Raw genomic sequence first — 15,171 nt, forward strand, 5'->3', positions numbered from 1 at the left:
ATGGCCACCCTGCCCGTCACCGACAGCCAGTTCGACACCGAGGTCCGCCAGTCCGACACCCCCGTGATCGTGGATTTCTGGGCCGAATGGTGCGGCCCCTGCAAGCAGATCGGCCCCGCGTTGGAGGAGCTGTCGGAGGAATATGCCGGCAAGGTCAAGATCGTGAAGGTCAACATCGACGAGAACCAGGAACAGGCCGCCGCCCTTGGCGTGCGCGGCATCCCGGCGCTGTTCATGTTCAAGGGCGGCGAGGTCGTGTCGAACCGCATGGGCGCCGCCCCCAAGGCCGCGCTGAAGAACTGGATCGAGGAATCGATCTGACCTGTCCTTCGTGACGGTCGAAGGGCGGCGGGTTCAGACGGGCCAGCCGCCCTTTTTCATGGCCGCCAGCATCCGGTCGTCGGCATCCGGCGCCATCATGTCCAGGCTCGTCCGGCGCAGGAACCAGTCCAGGTAACCCGCGAAGTCGGGGCGGTGGCCGTCCGCGCGGGCCAGGGCTTCCTCCGCCCCCCGTTCGGCCACGTTCAGCGCGATGTGGTGGAAATCCGCCATCCCGAACAGCACCAGCGGCTTTTCCAGGATCAGCCCGTCGAAACCCACCGCGCTGTTCTGCGTGGCGACAAAGGCGCAGCCGCGCAGCAGTTGCGCCGTGTCACCGCCAAGCGTCAGGTTCGGGTATCGCCGGGCCAGTGCGTCCAGGGCGCGGCGGTCCTCAGTGTCAGGGGGTTCCTTGGGGTGGAAGGTGGCGATGGCCGGGCGGCCGGTGCGGGCGACGGTTTCGACCATGGCGACCGGACTCATGGTCTGGAACGACCGGCAGGCGCGCAACCGCCCTTGCAGCGGGATCAGGACGTGGTCGCCCCGCACCGGGTCCGGCCCCGGCAGCACGCGCTGGCGCAGCCTGCCCGCGAAATCGCGCGCGGCTTGCGCATCGACCGACCGGGGATCGAAGCGCGCCCGGGCGATGGGCCAGGACCACCGTTCGGCGTGCCGCTCCAACCGCCAGAAGGGGTAATGATAGGCCCGCCGGAAGGTCAGGGCGCGGTCATGGGTGGGCTGTTCCATGTGATAGAGCGCATGGCCCGGCAGGCCAGGGGCGGCCTGGCGCGCGGTTTCGCCCGACCGCTGGATGATCACCTGCCAGCCGCGTTCGCCCAGCAGGCGGGACATGCGGTTCAGAAAGCCCAGCTTGCCCGCCTGCGCCGTTTGCAGCATGGGCGGATGCAGATAAACGCGCAGGATGGGAGGCTGGTCCATGCGCGCCACGCTGCACAAAGGGCCGACGGGTTGCAAGGCCAGGGCCGTGCCCATATCTGCAACCCGGAAAACGGAAGGAAAACCCTCATGGCGGATGACAGATTTCCCGGCTGGCACGGCACCACGATCCTGGCGGTGCGGCGCGGCGGCAAGGTGGTGGTCGCGGGCGACGGGCAGGTCAGCGTCGGCCCCACCGTGATGAAGGGCACCGCCCGCAAGGTGCGCCGCCTGACCCCCGGCGGGCGCGACGTGGTGGTGGGCTTTGCCGGATCGACCGCCGACGCCTTCACCCTGCTGGAACGGCTTGAAAAGAAGCTGGAATCCGCCCCCGGCCAGTTGCAGCGCGCCTGCGTGGACCTGGCCAAGGACTGGCGCATGGACAAATACCTGCGCAACCTGGAAGCCATGCTGATCGTCACCGACGGGCAGGGGCTTTACGTCGTCACCGGCGCGGGCGACGTGCTGGAACCCGAACACGACGTGGCCGCCATCGGGTCGGGCGGGAACTTCGCGCTGGCCGCCGCGCGGGGCCTGCTGGAAGGCGAGGGCGACGCCGAAACGGTGGCCCGCAAGGCCATGGCGATCGCAGCCGACATCTGCGTCTATACCAACGGCAACCTGACGGTCGAGGTCATTGGAACCTGACATCGCCTTCACGCCGGTGACGGCGGCCGACCTGCCCCTGATCGCGGGCTGGATGGCCCTGCCCCATTGGCGGGACTGGTGGTCCGGGGATACGGAGACCGAGATCGGCCATATCCGCGACATGATCCGGGGCCGCGACAGCACGCAGCCCTTTCTGTTTCACCACCAGGACCGCCCCGTCGGCTATATCCAGGCCTGGCGCATCGCGGATGCGCGGGTGGAACCCTGGCTGTCGGAGGCCCCCTGGGTCATGGACCTGCCAGACGACACGCTGGGCGTCGATCTGTCCATCGGCCCCGCCGCCCTGCTGTCGAAAGGCATCGGCTCGCGCGCGCTGGCGGCTTTCGTGGCCCTTCTGCGGGCCGAGGGGCAGCGGACCCTCATCATCGATCCGGACCCCGCCAACCTGCGCGCGGTCCGCGCCTATGAAAAGGCCGGGTTCCGGGCGATCCCCGGGTTTCTGGGCCGGACGGGCGACTGCCTGCTGATGCGGCACGAGCCGGATCAGCAGGCCTTCGCTTTTCTATAGGCGCGCGGTGGACCCTGTCCACGATCCGCAACCCAAAAGCGCAACCCTTCAAATTGCCGCCCCGACTGTTTATCTGCGCCTAAACCCTTCAAAGGCAGACCCATGACCGACCTGACCCCGCGCGAGATCGTATCCGAACTGGATCGCTTCATCATCGGCCAGAAGGACGCCAAGCGCGCCGTGGCGGTGGCCCTGCGCAACCGCTGGCGCCGCAAGCAGCTGGGCGACGACCTGCGCGACGAGGTCTATCCCAAGAACATCCTGATGATCGGCCCCACCGGCGTCGGCAAGACCGAGATCAGCCGCAGGTTGGCCAAGCTGGCCAACGCCCCCTTCATCAAGGTCGAGGCGACCAAGTTCACCGAAGTCGGCTATGTCGGCCGCGACGTGGAGCAGATCATCCGCGACCTGACCGACGCCGCCATGATCGACACCCGCGAACGGATGCGCGAGGAGGTCAAGGCCCGCGCCCACAAGTCGGCCGAGGACCGCGTGATCGAGGCGCTGGCCGGCAAGGACGCCCGCGACGGCACCCGCCAGATGTTCCGCGACAAGCTGAAGCGGGGCGAACTGGACGACACCGTGATCGAGCTTGAGGTGCAGGACACGTCCAATCCCTTCGGCGCGATGGAGATCCCCGGCCAGCCGGGCCAGTCCCTGGGCGGCATGATGGACCTGTCGGGGCTGATGAAGGCCTTTGGCGGGCGGCGTGTCCGGCGCAAGATGACGGTCGCCGAAAGCTATGACCTGCTGATCGCCGAGGAAGCCGACAAGCTGCTGGACGACGAGGCCGTCAAGGCCGCAGCCCTGGAAGCCGTGCAGCAGAACGGCATCGTCTTCATCGACGAGATCGACAAGGTCTGCGCCCGGTCCGATGCGCGCGGCGGCGATGTCAGCCGCGAGGGCGTGCAGCGCGACCTGCTGCCCTTGATCGAGGGCACGACCGTCAGCACCAAATACGGCCCCGTCAAGACCGACCACATCCTGTTCATCGCATCCGGTGCGTTCCATGTCGCCAAGCCCAGCGACCTTCTGCCCGAACTTCAGGGCCGCCTGCCGATCCGCGTGGAACTGCGCGCGCTGACGGAAGACGACTTCATCCGCATCCTGACCGAAACCGACAACGCGCTCACGCGCCAATACACCGCGCTGATGGCGACCGAGAACGTCACCGTGGGCTTTTCCCCCGACGGCATCGCCGCGCTGGCCCGGATCGCGGCCGAGGTGAACGCGGCGGTGGAAAACATCGGCGCGCGCCGCCTTTACACCGTGATCGAGCGCGTCTTCGAGGAACTGTCCTTCAGCGCCCCCGACAAGGACGGCGAGACGGTCCAGGTCGATGCGGCCTATGTCGAACGCCACCTGGGCGATCTGGCGCGGTCCACCGATCTGTCGCGTTACGTGCTATAAGGAACCGCCCGGCATGGATCCGGGTTGGCCCGGCAGGAAAAGGGGACTGGTCATGGGTTACGTCTTCGGAATCATCATCTTCGTGCTGGATGTCTGGGCCATCGCCTCGGTCATCAACACGAATGTCAGCACGGGCACCAAGATCCTGTGGATCGCGCTGATCGCGATCCTGCCGGTGGTCGGGCTGATCCTGTGGTATTTCATGGGCCCCAAGGCCAATTACGGCGGGCGGATCTGACGCCGGGACTGGCCTGGGGCGCATTTCTCTGACAGGCTTGCCGCGACCGTTTCCCTGTAAGGTGACGCTTGCGGCATTTCCTTTTCTGCCTTGTTCTGGCACTTGCGGCCTGCGGGCCGCGCGGCGCCCTGGTGATGGCCCCCGCCGGATACCAGCCCCGCATCGCCGAGCCGATCTGGGTCGCCGCGCAACGCGACCTGTCGGGCCACCATGTCCCGCAGCCCTGGTTTTCGCGCATCGACGTGTCGGTCCCGCCCGACCGCGCGCCGGGCGATCTGGCCTATCCCCGGCCCGGCGGCGATCCCGACCGGGAGTTCCTGGTCACGGGCGGCGGTCGGCTTGCCGATGCGGGCGCCTTCCGCCGCGCCATCGAGCGGGATCTGGCGGGCCGGGGCCCAGGCAACCGCGACATCATGCTGTTCGTGCATGGCTACAACTACAGCTTCGCCGAGGGCGTTTACCGCACCGCGCAACTGGCCCATGACCTGCAACTGCCGGGCATCCACGCGCATTTCTCGTGGCCTTCGCGGATGAAGCCCTATGCCTATTCGGGCGACCGGGACGGCGCGCTTTATTCCCGCGACGGGCTGGTGCAGACGATTGAGCTGCTGGCGCAGGCGCGCGGCCGGGGCCGGATCGTGCTGATGGCCCATTCCATGGGCGGCCAGTTGCTGATGGAGGCCTTGCGCCAGATGGCCCTGACCGGGCGGCGCGACCTGATCGGGCAGATCGACGGCGTGGTCCTGATCTCGCCCGACCTGGATCTGCGGCTGTTCCGGTCGCAGGTCCGCGCCATCGGGCCGCTGCCGCAGCCCTTCGTCATCATGACCTCGCCCCGCGACCGGGCGCTGCAACTGTCGGCGCTGATCTCGGACGAGCCGCTGAGGCTGGGCAACATCCCCGATGCGCGCCCCGTCGCGGATCTGGATGTGGTGGTGGTCGATACCGGGGCCTTCAGCACCGGCTACGGGCATTTCAACCTGGCCGATTCTCCCGCCCTGCAACGGATCCTGGCGCGGATGCGCGACCTGGACCGGATCCTGCCTGACGAGGGCGGCACCGGCCCCGGCCTGATCGGCGGCGCGGTCAGCCGGGTCGAACAGGCGGTGCAGGTGGTGCTGGCGCCGGCCTTCTAGGGGGCGGCGTGGTGGGGGAACCCCATGCCTCAGGTCCGGCGCAGATAGACGTAATAGGCCCCCTCGCCCCCATGGCGGTAATGGGCGGCGGTGACCTGCTGGACGACCGCCGACAGCGGCGGCATGTGCAGCCAGTGGGGCACCTGGTGGCGCAGGGCGCCGGGGCGCGTCGGCAGGGGACCGTGATCGCCCTTGCCCTTGCCGGTGATGACCAGCACCAGCCGGTGCCCCCGGGCATGGCAGGACAGGACAAAGCCGATCAGTTCGGGATGGGCCGCGGCCAGCGTCATGCCATGCAGGTCCAGCCGCGCCTCGGGCGGCAGCTTGCCCTGCGACATCCGGCGGTGGATCTTGTGGTCCATGCGCAGGGCCTGCTGCGCCAGGCGTTGCGCGGGGCTGGCGGGCGCGGGCGGCGCGGCGGGCCGGGCAGCCGCCGCCTGGCCGATGCTGAATTCGGGGATGCGAGGGCGCGGCACCACCGGCTTGGGGGCCGGGCGCGCGTCAGGTTCGGCGGGCTTCGGGCGTTCGGGGTGCATCGGCACCGCCGTGCGGGCGACGCGCGCCCACAGATCCCTGTCCTCGGGGGTCAGGCCGCCCCACCGACTTTGCCGGCGGGCCATCAGCCGGTCGCGACAAGCTGCCAGTTCGGATCGTCCTGGCCCATGCGGCGGGCAAAGGTCCAGGTGTCGCGCTGCTTGCGCGGGGCCTTGGGATCGCCCTCGACCACGTTGCCCTGCGCGTCGCGCGTGGCCGCGATCAGTTCGCCCACGAAGCGGACAGAAATCTCGGCCATGCCCGTGGCGGGGTCGAATTCTGCCCCGGCCAGCGCGGTTTCGCGCGTGCCGATATACTGCGCCGTCACCGTCTGGCCCTTGGCCGCGCGGTCGTCGATCACCCCCTGCAAGGCGGCGGCCACGGGCTCGGCCAGGAAGGGCCGCACCTCGGACAGGTCGCCGCGTTCAAAGGCCATCAGGATCATCTCATAGGCGCCTTTCGCGCCGCCCAGGAAATCCATCAAGCCGAATGACGGCTCGGCCGCCTTCATCGCGGCCAGGGCGCGGGCGGCGGGGCTGCCCGCCTCGGCATGGTCCAGGATGTCGTGGTCGGGCTCCTCGGCCGTGCCCTCGATCACGTCGAAGCGCGGGCGGGGGCGGTCGGGGGCCTCGACCTGCGGGGGCTCGTACCCGTCGCGGGTGCCCAGCACGTTGCGCAGCCGCAGGATGAGGAAAATCGCGATCCCGGCCAGGACAAGCAACTGCAGCAACGGGTTGTTCATGCGATTGGCCTCATGTGGTCTTGGCTGGTATCGTTGATCTGCGTCATTATGTAGGGATTGGGCCGGGGCAAGTCCAGTTATCCCCTGGCCGGGAAGGAATCGGAATGTGGCTGTTGTGGATCTTCGTGGCGCTGCCCATTGTCGAGATCGCGCTGTTCATCCAGGTGGGCGGGCTGATCGGGGTCTGGGCCACCCTGGCGCTGGTGGTGCTGGCCGCCCTTCTGGGCATGGCCGTGATCCGCAGCCAAGGCGCCCATGCCTGGATCGAGGCGCAGCGCAGCCTGGCGCAGCTGCGCGATCCGTCGCGGCCCCTGGCCCATGGCATGATGCTGATGGTCGCGGGCGCGCTGCTGATCGTGCCGGGCTTTTTCACCGATGCGGTGGGCCTTCTGCTGCTGATCCGGCCGGTGCGCGATCTTGTGATGCGCCAGGCCGGACGGCGGATGCGGGTCCGGTCGGTCCACATGAGGGCGCGGCGCGAGGCCCATCGCCCGCCTTACGCCGACGTGATCGACGCGGATTTCGTGGTCGAGGACACGCCCCCGCGTCAGCGCCCGCCGCTCGACCTGCCCGAGGAGGGGCCGGACGACCGGCCCGCGCGTCCCGGCGGCTCGGGCTGGACACGCCATTGAGGCCGTGACCCGCGCCTGATAGAACCGGGGCCAAGTGTCATCCTTTCAAGGGAAAACCCATGGCCGACGAAACCACCGCCAACGGAACCGCGCCCGCAGCCCCGCCCGTGCGGATGCAGATCCTGGCGCAATATATCCGCGACCTGTCGTTTGAAAACGCCGTCGCCACCAAGGGCGCCCCCCAGGGCGAGGTCCAGCCCGAGATCACCGTCCAGGTCAGCCTGGACGCCCGCAAGCGCGCCGGCGACAACCAGTACGAGGTGATTTCCAAGTTCCGCGTCACCTCGACCAACAAGGGCGACAACGCGACCCTGTTCCTGGCCGAGCTGGATTACGGCGGCGTCTTCCTGATCGAGGGCGTGCCCGAGGACCAGTTGCACCCCTTCCTGATGATCGAATGCCCGCGGATGCTGTTTCCCTTCGTGCGCCGCATCATTTCCGACGTGACGCGCGACGGGGGCTTTCCGCCCTTCAACATGGACCCGGTCGATTTCGTGGCGCTGTACCGCCAGGAACTCGCGCGCCGCGCGCAGGCGCAGCAGCAGGGCGCGCCCGCCGACCAGCGGCTGTCCTGACGCGCCATGGCGGCCTGACCCATGGCCCCGCGCCCGCGCCGGGCCTGGCAGCGGATGCTGTCGGGCCGGCGTCTGGATCTGCTGGATCCGACGCCTGTCGACATCGAGATCACCGACATCGCCCATGGCCTGGCCTTCGTGGCCCGCTGGAACGGCCAGACCATTGGCGACTGGCCCTATTCGGTCGCCGAACATTCCCTGCTGGTCGAGGATATCCTGGTCCGCCTTTATCCCGGGATCGAGACGCGCTGGCGATTGGCCGCGCTTTTGCACGATGCGCCGGAATATGTGATCGGCGACATGATTTCCCCCGTCAAGGCGGCGCTCGGGGCGGAATATGGCCGCATGGACGAACGGCTGACGGCGGCCATCCACCGCCGCTTTGGTTTGCCCGCGACAATACCATCGTCAATAAAGGTTAAAATCAAGGCGGCCGACCGGATTTCAGCGCGGCTGGAGGCCGTTCAAATCGCCGGTTTCAGCCTGGCCGAGGCAAAACGCCTGTTTCCCTTGCAAAACGAAACTATTTTGTCCGTATTGCATATTCAATTACGCCCCCCTGCCGAGGTGCGCGAGGCGTTTCTGGAACGGTTCAGGATGTTGAACGAGGCCCAAGGCGGGGCCGCATAGGAAAAGGCTGCCCCGATGGGGCAGCCTTGCGCAAAAAACCCTGTCAGATCAGCAGGTCGTCCAGCTGCTTGCCGCCTTCAAGGCTGTCCTGAACCCAGCGGGGCTTGCGGCCGCGGCCGGTCCAGGTCATCGTCGGATCCGCGGGATTTGCGTATTTGGGCGCGACGGTTCCCGACCGGCGCGGTTTCGCGCCCGTCAGGTCGGCAAGGTTGAAACCATGCTCTCGTGCGGCTTCCTCGATCGCCGCCAGGGCTTCGCGGCGTTTACGATCTTCATAGGAATTGATCGCGCGGTCCAGTCTTGCCCGAAGATCACGCAGGTCTTTAAGCGTCATCTTGTCCAGGTCGAGGTTCATTTCATCTGCATCCATCATGAATTGATTAAACCTAGATTATATAATGCGATGAAAATTACAAGACATGTCATTAATTCACCGTGGCCCGCGCTTGGCCAGGATTCGCTGCAGCGTGCGGCGGTGCATATGCAACCGGCGTGCGGTTTCGCTGACATTGCGATCGCATTGTTCGTAAACCCGTTGAATATGTTCCCACCTGACGCGGTCCGCCGACATCGGGTTCTCGGGCGGGGGGGGCAGCGGCTCGCCGTTCGACAGCAATGCGGACGTTACGTCATTCGCATCCGCAGGCTTTGCCAGGTAATCGGTCGCGCCCATCTTCACCGCCGCCACGGCGGTGGCGATGGCGCCGTATCCCGTCAGCACGATGATGCGGGCGTCCTGGCGCAACTCGCGCAGCGCCTCGACCACGTCGAGGCCGTTGCCGTCCTCCAGCCGCAGGTCGATCACGGCATAGGCGGGGGGCGCCTCGCGGATCACGGCCAGGGCATCGGCGACGCTGGTGGCGGTGCGCGGGACGAAGCCGCGCTTTTCCATGGCCCGCGCCAGCCGCGTCACGAAGGTTTCGTCGTCATCGACCAGGATCAACGAGGGATCGGGGCCCGGGGCCGTCCGGGCGGGTGTTTCGACTTCCATGGCGCAGTCCCAGCTTGCGTGAACGGTAACATTGCCGCAACGCCGGGACAGGGGCAATCACTTCTCAGCCAAGGGCATCGACGAAGCAGCCGACGCGCTCGGCCATGACCTCGGGCGGGGTGTCGCGGTTGAAGAAATCGACCGTCCTGTTGCCGGGCAGCACCAGATAGGTGTTGGTCATGTGATCGACCAGATAGTATTCCCCGTCCTCGGCGTCATTGGCCTTGTAATAGTTGCGCCAGCCCTTGTTGACGGCGGCGATCTCCTCGTCCGTGCCGGTCAGGCCGATCATGTCGCCGGGAAAGAGGCTGGTGAAATCGGCCACGACCTCGGGCGTGTCGCGCTTGGGATCGACGGTGACGAAAACGGTCTGCACGTCCTTGCCCTGTTCGGCCAGCAGGGCGGCGGCCTCGGCGTTGCGGGCGCTGTCCATCGGGCAGACATCCGGGCAGGACGTATAGCCGAAATAAAGAAGCGAGGGCTTGTCGAAGACCTGCTCGGCCGTGACGCGCTGCCCGTCCTGCCGTGTCAGGGTGAAGTCGGTGCCAAAGGCGTCCATGCCGCCCGCCACCGCGCTGCCGCCGCATCCGGCGAACTGGTCGCCCCCGCGCCCCGCCAGGTAAAGCCCGCCCGACGCCAGCAGGGCCGCGGCGGCGACGCATCCGATCAGCAGGATTTTCCGGTCGGCCATGGTTTTTCTCCTCAGGGCGGGCGCAAGCGGCACATTGATCGCCCATCCCGGCCCGCGTATCAAGGTCCGCATCGTCGCACCGGAACGCGCATGGCCCCAGCCTTTCCTCCCTCCGATCCCCCCATCGACCCCCTGGCCCCGCCCGAGGCCGAGCCGATCCGGATGCGCACCCTGGTGCTGCTGCGCTGGTTCGCCATCGCGGGCCAGCTTGCGGCGGTGGTCGTGGCGCGCATCATGGGCATCGGCTTTGCGCTGGAACCCGTGCTGGCGCTGATCGCGGCGGCCATCGCCATGAACCTGTGGCAGGTGCTGTCGCCCCCGCGCCGGACTTCGACCCGGGGGGCGGTGGTGCAGCTGACCTTTGACGTGATCCAGATTTCGGCGCTGATGGCGCTGACCGGGGGGCTGGCCAATCCCTTCGCGCTGCTGGTCCTGGCGCCGGTGACGGTGGCCGCGACCTCGCTGGACGCACGGGAAACGGTGGCCCTGGGGGTGGCGACGGTGGCGCTGGTCTCGATCGCGGCGCTGATCGCGATGCCGCTGCATGGCGCGGACGGGCAGGAACTGGCGCTGGCCCCCACGCTGGCGCTTGGGCACTGGACGGCGCTGCTGATCGGGGTGGTGTTCTTCGCGGGCTATGCCCATCGGGTGACGGCGGAACTGCAGGCGACCTCGAACGCGCTGTTCGCGACCCAGATGGCCCTGGCGCGCGAACAGCGGCTGCAGCACCTGGGCGGCGTCGTGGCCGCCGCCGCGCACGAGATGGGCACGCCCCTGGCCACCATCAAGCTGATCGCGGCCGAACTTGCGGACGAACTGGACGACCGCCCCGACCTGCAGGCCGACGCCATGGCCCTGCGCGATTCGGCGGTGCGCTGCGCCCAGATCCTGCGGTCGATGGGCCGGGCGGGCAAGGACGACCTGCACCTGCGCGCGGCCCCCCTGCGCGCCGTGCTGGAGGATGCGGCCGAACCCCATGCCGGGCGTGGCCCCGCCGTCCGGATCAAGGCCGACAGCTTTGACATCCGCCGCGATCCCGCCATCATCCACGGCTTGCGCAACCTGATCCAGAACGCCGTCGATTTCGCGGCAAGCGAGGTGGCGGTCGAATCGCAGATCGGCAATGGCTGGCTTTGCGTGACGATCCGCGACGACGGCCCGGGCTATCCCGCCGCGCTTTTGTCGCGGATCGGCGATCCCTACCTGACCAGCCGGCGCGGCGGCGCGCAGCGCGACGGGTATGACGGCATGGGCCTTGGCCTGTTCATCGCCAAGACCCTTCTGGAACGATCCGGCGCGCGGCTTGGCTTTGCCAACGGGGGCCCGGGCGCGGTGGTGACGGTGCGCTGGCCGCTGGACCGGATCCTGGCCGATGCGCGCGCGCCACTGGGCGACAATCCCGCGCAGGAAGCCTGACATTTTAACTGTTCCTTAAGTCCCCTCCTCCTATGGTTGCGCCAAACGTGAAGGAGCAAGGAATGTCCCTGCATGGCGCCGCGCTGATCCTGATGGTGGTCCTGACGGGGGCCGCCTCGGTCCTGCTGGCGATCCTTGTGGTCCGGTGGTGGGACAGGGGCCCGGGCCGGGACCGGCCGCGCCTGCCGCAGGGGCTGGAAAGCAGCCTCAAGCCCATGGTGATGCTGTTCCGCAACGGGCTTCTGATCGACGCGACGCCGCCCGCCCGGGCGCTTCTGGACCGCTTTTCCGCGCCCGAAGGGGACTGGACGCGCCTTCTGCAATGGATCGGCCCGCGCTTTCCCGACGCGATCGAAGCCCTGGGCCGCATCGACCGCGCCGGACGGGTGGAGTTCCTGGGCCAGGCGGGCTCGGGCAGCGCGGCGCTGCGGCTGGTGGCCGAGGGGCTCGACGCGGGTCTTCTGCGCATCACCATCACCGACCCCCAGGCGGAATACGCGGGCATCGTGGTCGATTCCATGTCCCAGCAGGCGATGGAGGAGGAACTGGACCTGCTGCGCCGCTCGCTGGACCAGACGCCGATGCTGGTCTGGCGCCAGGACGCCGAGGACCGGGTGACCTGGGCCAATGCCGCCTATCTGCGCCGGGCCGAGGCGCAGGGGGACGAACCCATCGGCTGGCCGCTGCCGCGCCTGCTGGATTCGCCCCGGCCGGTGCCCGGCGCGGGAACGCGGACACGGCGGGCGTCCCTGAACCAGAACGGCGCGGTGTCCTGGTATGATTGCCACAGCCACCCCGTCGGCGACCAGGTGATGATGTTCGCCCTGCCCGCCGATGCGGCGGTCAGCGCCGAACGGTCCTTGCGCGAATTCGTGCAAACCCTGACCAAGACCTTCGCCGACCTGCCCATCGGCCTTGCGATCTTCGACCGCCAGCGGCAGTTGCAGCTGTTCAACCCGGCGCTGATCGACCTGACCAACCTGCCCACCGGCTTCCTGACCGCGCGGCCCACGCTGTTCGACCTGCTGGACAAGCTGCGCGAATTGCGCATGGTCCCCGAGCCCAAGGATTTCCGCAGCTGGCGCCAGCAGATGAGCAACCTGGAAAGCGCCGCCGCGACCGGCCACCATGTCGAGGAATGGTCCCTGCCCGGCGGCCAGACCTATCGCGTCACCGGCCGCCCCCATCCCGACGGCGCCGTGGCCTTCCTGTTCGAGGACATCACGTCCGAGATGAGCCTGACCCGCAAGTTCCGCGCGCAACTGGCCTTGGGCCACAACATCCTGGACAATATCGGCGAGGCGGTGGCGGTCTTTTCCGCCGAGGGCAAGGTGGCGATGACGAACCAGGTTTACCGCGACCTCTGGACAGCCGCCCCCGACAGCCTGAGCGGCGCGCTGGCCTGCTGGCAGGCCCAGGCCGAGGCGGGCCCGGGCCTTGAGGCTCTGAACGCGCGGCTGTCCGGATCCGAGGGCGCCTCGCGCGACAGCGGGCTGATCAAGGGCCCCGGGGGGCAATTGCTGGGCTGGTCGGTGACCCGGCTTCCCGGCGGGCGGCAGATGGTCCGCTTCCGCCTGCCCGATCCCGCGACGCAGCCTGAACCTGCCGGGCAACGCCTGCTGGCGGCGGGAACGGCGGTCTAGGGGCAAAGCCCTTCGGCCCCTGTTCTACGATATGGAACACGAACCGGCCGCACCTGCCTGCTGGATCGCACGATCCTCTAATTTTCAGTTGCCAAGCTGTCATTTCACCGCCTATCCCTGACAACGGAGAGGGCAGTTCCGAATCCACCATGTGGACCAGGACGCGGCAAGAGGAGGCCGCCGCTGCCCGACGGGGGACAGGATGCACCAGACGGATGCACATGCCGGTGCCGAATTGGCATTGGGCGGGATCGAGGCGCTGGCCGAGCCGAAGCGCGCCGAACGCTGGATGCGTCCGGTGGAAATCGCCGCCGCTGGCCTGCTGGTGGTGATGATCGTCACCGTGCTGGCCAATGTCTTCTTCCGCTATGTCCTGGCGAAACCCCTAATCTGGGGGGACGAGGTCGCCTCGATCAGCTTCATCTGGATGGCGATGCTGGGCGCGGCCCTGGCCGTGGACCGGCACGAGCACATGAAACTGACGGTCTTCCTGCCGCTGCTGCCCGACCGGCTGGCCCGCGTGCTGGAGATCGGGGGCAGTGTGCTGGTCTGCGTCCTGCTGGTCCGGCTGTTCCCGGTGGCCGTCGAATACGCCTATGAGGAATCCTTTGTCACCTCGCCCGCGCTGCAGCTGCCGATGTCCTGGCGCGCATCGGCCCTGCCCGCCGGCATCGGGCTGATGGCGCTGCTGATGGTGCTGTCGGTGCTGCGCACCCGCGAATGGGCAACGATCGGGGGGACGCTGGTTCTGGCGGGCATGATTGCCGCCGCCTTGTGGTTTTCCAAGCCCGCCGTGCTGGCGCTTGGCAACTGGAACCTGCCGCTGTTCCTGGGCCTCTTCGCCGGCCTGCTGCTGATCGTGGGCGTCCCCATCGCCTTCTGCTTTGCCCTTGCCACGCTGGGCTACCTGACCTTTGCCACCAACGCGCCCGTCTTCGTGATGATGGGCCGCATCGACGAGGGGATGTCCTCGCTGATCCTGCTCTCGGTGCCGGTCTTCGTGCTCTTGGGCTGCATCCTGGACGCGACCGGCATGGGGCGGGCCATCGTGGGCTTCCTCGCCTCGCTCTTCGGCCATGTGAAGGCGGGGATGAGCTATGTGCTGCTGGGGTCCATGTTCCTGGTATCCGGCATCTCGGGCTCCAAGGTCTCGGACATGGCGACGGTCGCGCCCGCGCTGTTCCCCGAGATGCGCCGCCGCGGCCATTCCGCGCCCGAAATGACCGCGCTGCTGGCGACGGGCGCGGCCATGGCCGACACCGTGCCGCCCTCCATCGTGCTGATCGTGCTGGGATCGGTCGCGGGCGTGTCGATCGCGGGCCTCTTCACCAGCGGCTTTGCCATCGCCATGGTGCTGCTGGTGGTCCTCGCCATCCTCGCCCGCTGGAAGGCCCGGGGCGAGCGGATGGAGGGCGTGCGCCGCGCGTCCCTGTCTGTCATCGGCCGCACCGCCCTGATCGCCGCGCCTGCCCTGGTGCTGCCCTTCATGATCCGCAGCCTGGTCGGCGGCGGCGTCGCCACCGCGACCGAGGTCAGCACCATCGCCACGCTTTACGCCTTTGTCATCGGCGCGGTCCTCTATGGCGGCATCCCCCTGCGCCGGGTGGGCGGGATGCTGGTGGAAACCGCCGCCATGTCGGGGGCGATCCTGCTGATCCTGGGCGCGGCATCCGCGATGGCCTGGGCGCTGACGCAGTCGGGCTTCGCGCGCGACCTGATGGTGCTTGTGACCGGCCTGCCCGGCGGCTGGATCGTCTTCATGCTGGCATCGGTCGCGATCTTCCTGATCCTCGGCTGCGTGCTGGAAGGCCTGCCCGCCATCGTGCTGCTGGCGCCGATCATGTTTCCCATCGCGCGCGGCCTGGGGATCCACGACATCCATTACGCCATGGTCATCGTCACGGCCATGAACATCGGGCTGATGGCCCCGCCCATCGGCATCGGCTTCTATATCGCCTGCAAGATCGCCAATGTGCCCGCCGAACAGGTCATGGCGAAGATCTGGCCTTATCTCGCCGCGCTGATGGTGGGCCTGCTGGCCATCGCCGCCGTGCCCTGGTTCTCGACCGCATTGCTGTAACCGTTTCCAACACCTCGGGGAG

18 protein-coding genes are annotated in these 15,171 nt (G+C 68.0%); 12 read left to right on the forward strand and 6 right to left on the reverse strand.

Going from position 1 to position 15,171, the window contains the following annotated elements; translation table 11 throughout:
- Positions 1–321 carry a thioredoxin gene (gene trxA, locus JX613_RS06940; RefSeq protein WP_207100734.1) on the forward strand — a complete coding sequence of 107 codons (321 nt, stop codon included), beginning with the start codon at positions 1–3 and terminating at the stop codon, positions 319–321.
- A gap of 33 nt (positions 322–354) precedes the next feature.
- Here trxA and JX613_RS06945 read toward each other — a convergent pair whose 3' ends face one another.
- Positions 355–1,257, reverse strand: coding sequence for a capsular polysaccharide export protein, LipB/KpsS family (locus JX613_RS06945; RefSeq protein ID WP_207100735.1), 903 nt, complete (start codon positions 1,255–1,257; stop codon positions 355–357).
- Positions 1,258–1,344: 87 nt separating this feature from the next.
- Between JX613_RS06945 and hslV the strand changes: the two genes are divergently transcribed.
- The 5 genes from hslV (at position 1,345) to JX613_RS06970 (ending at position 5,215) form a co-directional block, all read left to right on the forward strand.
- Positions 1,345–1,902 (forward strand): ATP-dependent protease subunit HslV, encoded by a 558-nt coding sequence (gene hslV / locus JX613_RS06950; RefSeq protein WP_207100736.1) that lies wholly within the window; start codon positions 1,345–1,347, stop codon positions 1,900–1,902.
- Entirely contained in the window at positions 1,892–2,431 is a 540-nt protein-coding gene (locus JX613_RS06955) for a GNAT family N-acetyltransferase (protein WP_237168413.1), read from the forward strand. The genes hslV and JX613_RS06955 overlap by 11 nt, the downstream gene beginning before the upstream one ends.
- 102 nt (positions 2,432–2,533) lie before the next feature.
- Positions 2,534–3,841: an ATP-dependent protease ATPase subunit HslU gene (gene hslU, locus JX613_RS06960; protein WP_207100737.1), complete on the forward strand. Its 1,308-nt coding sequence runs from the start codon at positions 2,534–2,536 to the stop codon at positions 3,839–3,841.
- Positions 3,842–3,893: 52 nt separating this feature from the next.
- On the forward strand, positions 3,894–4,079 hold the full coding sequence (locus JX613_RS06965; protein WP_207100738.1) for a PLD nuclease N-terminal domain-containing protein: 186 nt from the start codon (positions 3,894–3,896) through the stop codon (positions 4,077–4,079).
- A gap of 68 nt (positions 4,080–4,147) precedes the next feature.
- Positions 4,148–5,215 (forward strand): alpha/beta hydrolase, encoded by a 1,068-nt coding sequence (locus JX613_RS06970; RefSeq protein ID WP_237168414.1) that lies wholly within the window; start codon positions 4,148–4,150, stop codon positions 5,213–5,215.
- Between the two features lie 29 nt (positions 5,216–5,244).
- Here JX613_RS06970 and JX613_RS06975 read toward each other — a convergent pair whose 3' ends face one another.
- Entirely contained in the window at positions 5,245–5,835 is a 591-nt protein-coding gene (locus JX613_RS06975) for a Smr/MutS family protein (protein ID WP_207100739.1), read from the reverse strand.
- Positions 5,835–6,491 (reverse strand): Tim44/TimA family putative adaptor protein, encoded by a 657-nt coding sequence (locus JX613_RS06980; RefSeq protein WP_207100740.1) that lies wholly within the window; start codon positions 6,489–6,491, stop codon positions 5,835–5,837. The genes JX613_RS06975 and JX613_RS06980 overlap by 1 nt, the downstream gene beginning before the upstream one ends.
- Positions 6,492–6,595: 104 nt before the next feature.
- On the opposite strand from JX613_RS06980, the gene JX613_RS06985 reads away from it, so the two are divergent.
- The 3 genes from JX613_RS06985 to JX613_RS06995 are packed head-to-tail and all read left to right on the forward strand — an operon-like array spanning position 6,596 to position 8,328.
- Positions 6,596–7,123, forward strand: coding sequence for an FxsA family protein (locus JX613_RS06985; RefSeq protein WP_207100741.1), 528 nt, complete (start codon positions 6,596–6,598; stop codon positions 7,121–7,123).
- Between the two features lie 59 nt (positions 7,124–7,182).
- The gene (gene secB, locus JX613_RS06990; protein WP_207100742.1) at positions 7,183–7,698 is read left to right on the forward strand and encodes a protein-export chaperone SecB; all 516 of its coding nucleotides are present in this window, start codon (positions 7,183–7,185) and stop codon (positions 7,696–7,698) included.
- A 21-nt stretch (positions 7,699–7,719) separates the two neighbouring features.
- Positions 7,720–8,328: an HD domain-containing protein gene (locus JX613_RS06995; RefSeq protein ID WP_207100743.1), complete on the forward strand. Its 609-nt coding sequence runs from the start codon at positions 7,720–7,722 to the stop codon at positions 8,326–8,328.
- A gap of 43 nt (positions 8,329–8,371) precedes the next feature.
- Here the strand turns inward: JX613_RS06995 and JX613_RS07000 are convergent, their stop codons facing one another.
- The 3 genes from JX613_RS07000 to JX613_RS07010 form a co-directional block, all read right to left on the reverse strand.
- Positions 8,372–8,683: an H-NS histone family protein gene (locus tag JX613_RS07000; protein WP_207100839.1), complete on the reverse strand. Its 312-nt coding sequence runs from the start codon at positions 8,681–8,683 to the stop codon at positions 8,372–8,374.
- 75 nt (positions 8,684–8,758) lie between these two features.
- Positions 8,759–9,319 carry an ActR/PrrA/RegA family redox response regulator transcription factor gene (locus JX613_RS07005; RefSeq protein WP_207100744.1) on the reverse strand — a complete coding sequence of 187 codons (561 nt, stop codon included), beginning with the start codon at positions 9,317–9,319 and terminating at the stop codon, positions 8,759–8,761.
- Positions 9,320–9,383: 64 nt separating this feature from the next.
- The gene (locus tag JX613_RS07010; protein WP_207100745.1) at positions 9,384–10,010 is read right to left on the reverse strand and encodes an SCO family protein; all 627 of its coding nucleotides are present in this window, start codon (positions 10,008–10,010) and stop codon (positions 9,384–9,386) included.
- A gap of 90 nt (positions 10,011–10,100) precedes the next feature.
- Between JX613_RS07010 and JX613_RS07015 the strand changes: the two genes are divergently transcribed.
- From JX613_RS07015 to JX613_RS07025, 3 genes are all read left to right on the forward strand, one after another.
- A complete protein-coding gene (locus tag JX613_RS07015; protein WP_207100746.1) occupies positions 10,101–11,426 on the forward strand; it encodes an ActS/PrrB/RegB family redox-sensitive histidine kinase in 1,326 nt (441 codons plus the stop codon).
- 62 nt (positions 11,427–11,488) lie between these two features.
- Entirely contained in the window at positions 11,489–13,069 is a 1,581-nt protein-coding gene (locus JX613_RS07020; RefSeq protein ID WP_207100747.1) for a PAS-domain containing protein, read from the forward strand.
- 202 nt (positions 13,070–13,271) lie between these two features.
- Positions 13,272–15,149, forward strand: coding sequence for a TRAP transporter large permease (locus JX613_RS07025; RefSeq protein WP_207100748.1), 1,878 nt, complete (start codon positions 13,272–13,274; stop codon positions 15,147–15,149).
- The last annotated feature ends 22 nt before the right edge of the window (positions 15,150–15,171 follow it).

This window comes from Paracoccus shandongensis (genome assembly GCF_017315735.1).
GTDB classification, from domain to species: domain Bacteria; phylum Pseudomonadota; class Alphaproteobacteria; order Rhodobacterales; family Rhodobacteraceae; genus Paracoccus; species Paracoccus shandongensis.

Bases quoted from the DNA above. Each gene is read 5' to 3' on its own strand.
- trxA (WP_207100734.1), top strand. From the start codon at position 1: ATGGCCACCCTGCCCGTCACCGACAGCCAGTTCGACACCGAGGTCCGC.
- JX613_RS06945 (WP_207100735.1), bottom strand. From the start codon at position 1,257: ATGGACCAGCCTCCCATCCTGCGCGTTTATCTGCATCCGCCCATGCTG.
- hslV (WP_207100736.1), top strand. From the start codon at position 1,345: ATGGCGGATGACAGATTTCCCGGCTGGCACGGCACCACGATCCTGGCG.
- hslU (WP_207100737.1), top strand. From the start codon at position 2,534: ATGACCGACCTGACCCCGCGCGAGATCGTATCCGAACTGGATCGCTTC.
- JX613_RS06965 (WP_207100738.1), top strand. From the start codon at position 3,894: ATGGGTTACGTCTTCGGAATCATCATCTTCGTGCTGGATGTCTGGGCC.
- JX613_RS06975 (WP_207100739.1), bottom strand. From the start codon at position 5,835: ATGGCCCGCCGGCAAAGTCGGTGGGGCGGCCTGACCCCCGAGGACAGG.
- JX613_RS06980 (WP_207100740.1), bottom strand. From the start codon at position 6,491: ATGAACAACCCGTTGCTGCAGTTGCTTGTCCTGGCCGGGATCGCGATT.
- JX613_RS06985 (WP_207100741.1), top strand. From the start codon at position 6,596: ATGTGGCTGTTGTGGATCTTCGTGGCGCTGCCCATTGTCGAGATCGCG.
- secB (WP_207100742.1), top strand. From the start codon at position 7,183: ATGGCCGACGAAACCACCGCCAACGGAACCGCGCCCGCAGCCCCGCCC.
- JX613_RS06995 (WP_207100743.1), top strand. From the start codon at position 7,720: ATGGCCCCGCGCCCGCGCCGGGCCTGGCAGCGGATGCTGTCGGGCCGG.
- JX613_RS07000 (WP_207100839.1), bottom strand. From the start codon at position 8,683: ATGAACCTCGACCTGGACAAGATGACGCTTAAAGACCTGCGTGATCTT.
- JX613_RS07005 (WP_207100744.1), bottom strand. From the start codon at position 9,319: ATGGAAGTCGAAACACCCGCCCGGACGGCCCCGGGCCCCGATCCCTCG.
- JX613_RS07010 (WP_207100745.1), bottom strand. From the start codon at position 10,010: ATGGCCGACCGGAAAATCCTGCTGATCGGATGCGTCGCCGCCGCGGCC.
- JX613_RS07015 (WP_207100746.1), top strand. From the start codon at position 10,101: ATGGCCCCAGCCTTTCCTCCCTCCGATCCCCCCATCGACCCCCTGGCC.
- JX613_RS07020 (WP_207100747.1), top strand. From the start codon at position 11,489: ATGTCCCTGCATGGCGCCGCGCTGATCCTGATGGTGGTCCTGACGGGG.
- JX613_RS07025 (WP_207100748.1), top strand. From the start codon at position 13,272: ATGCACCAGACGGATGCACATGCCGGTGCCGAATTGGCATTGGGCGGG.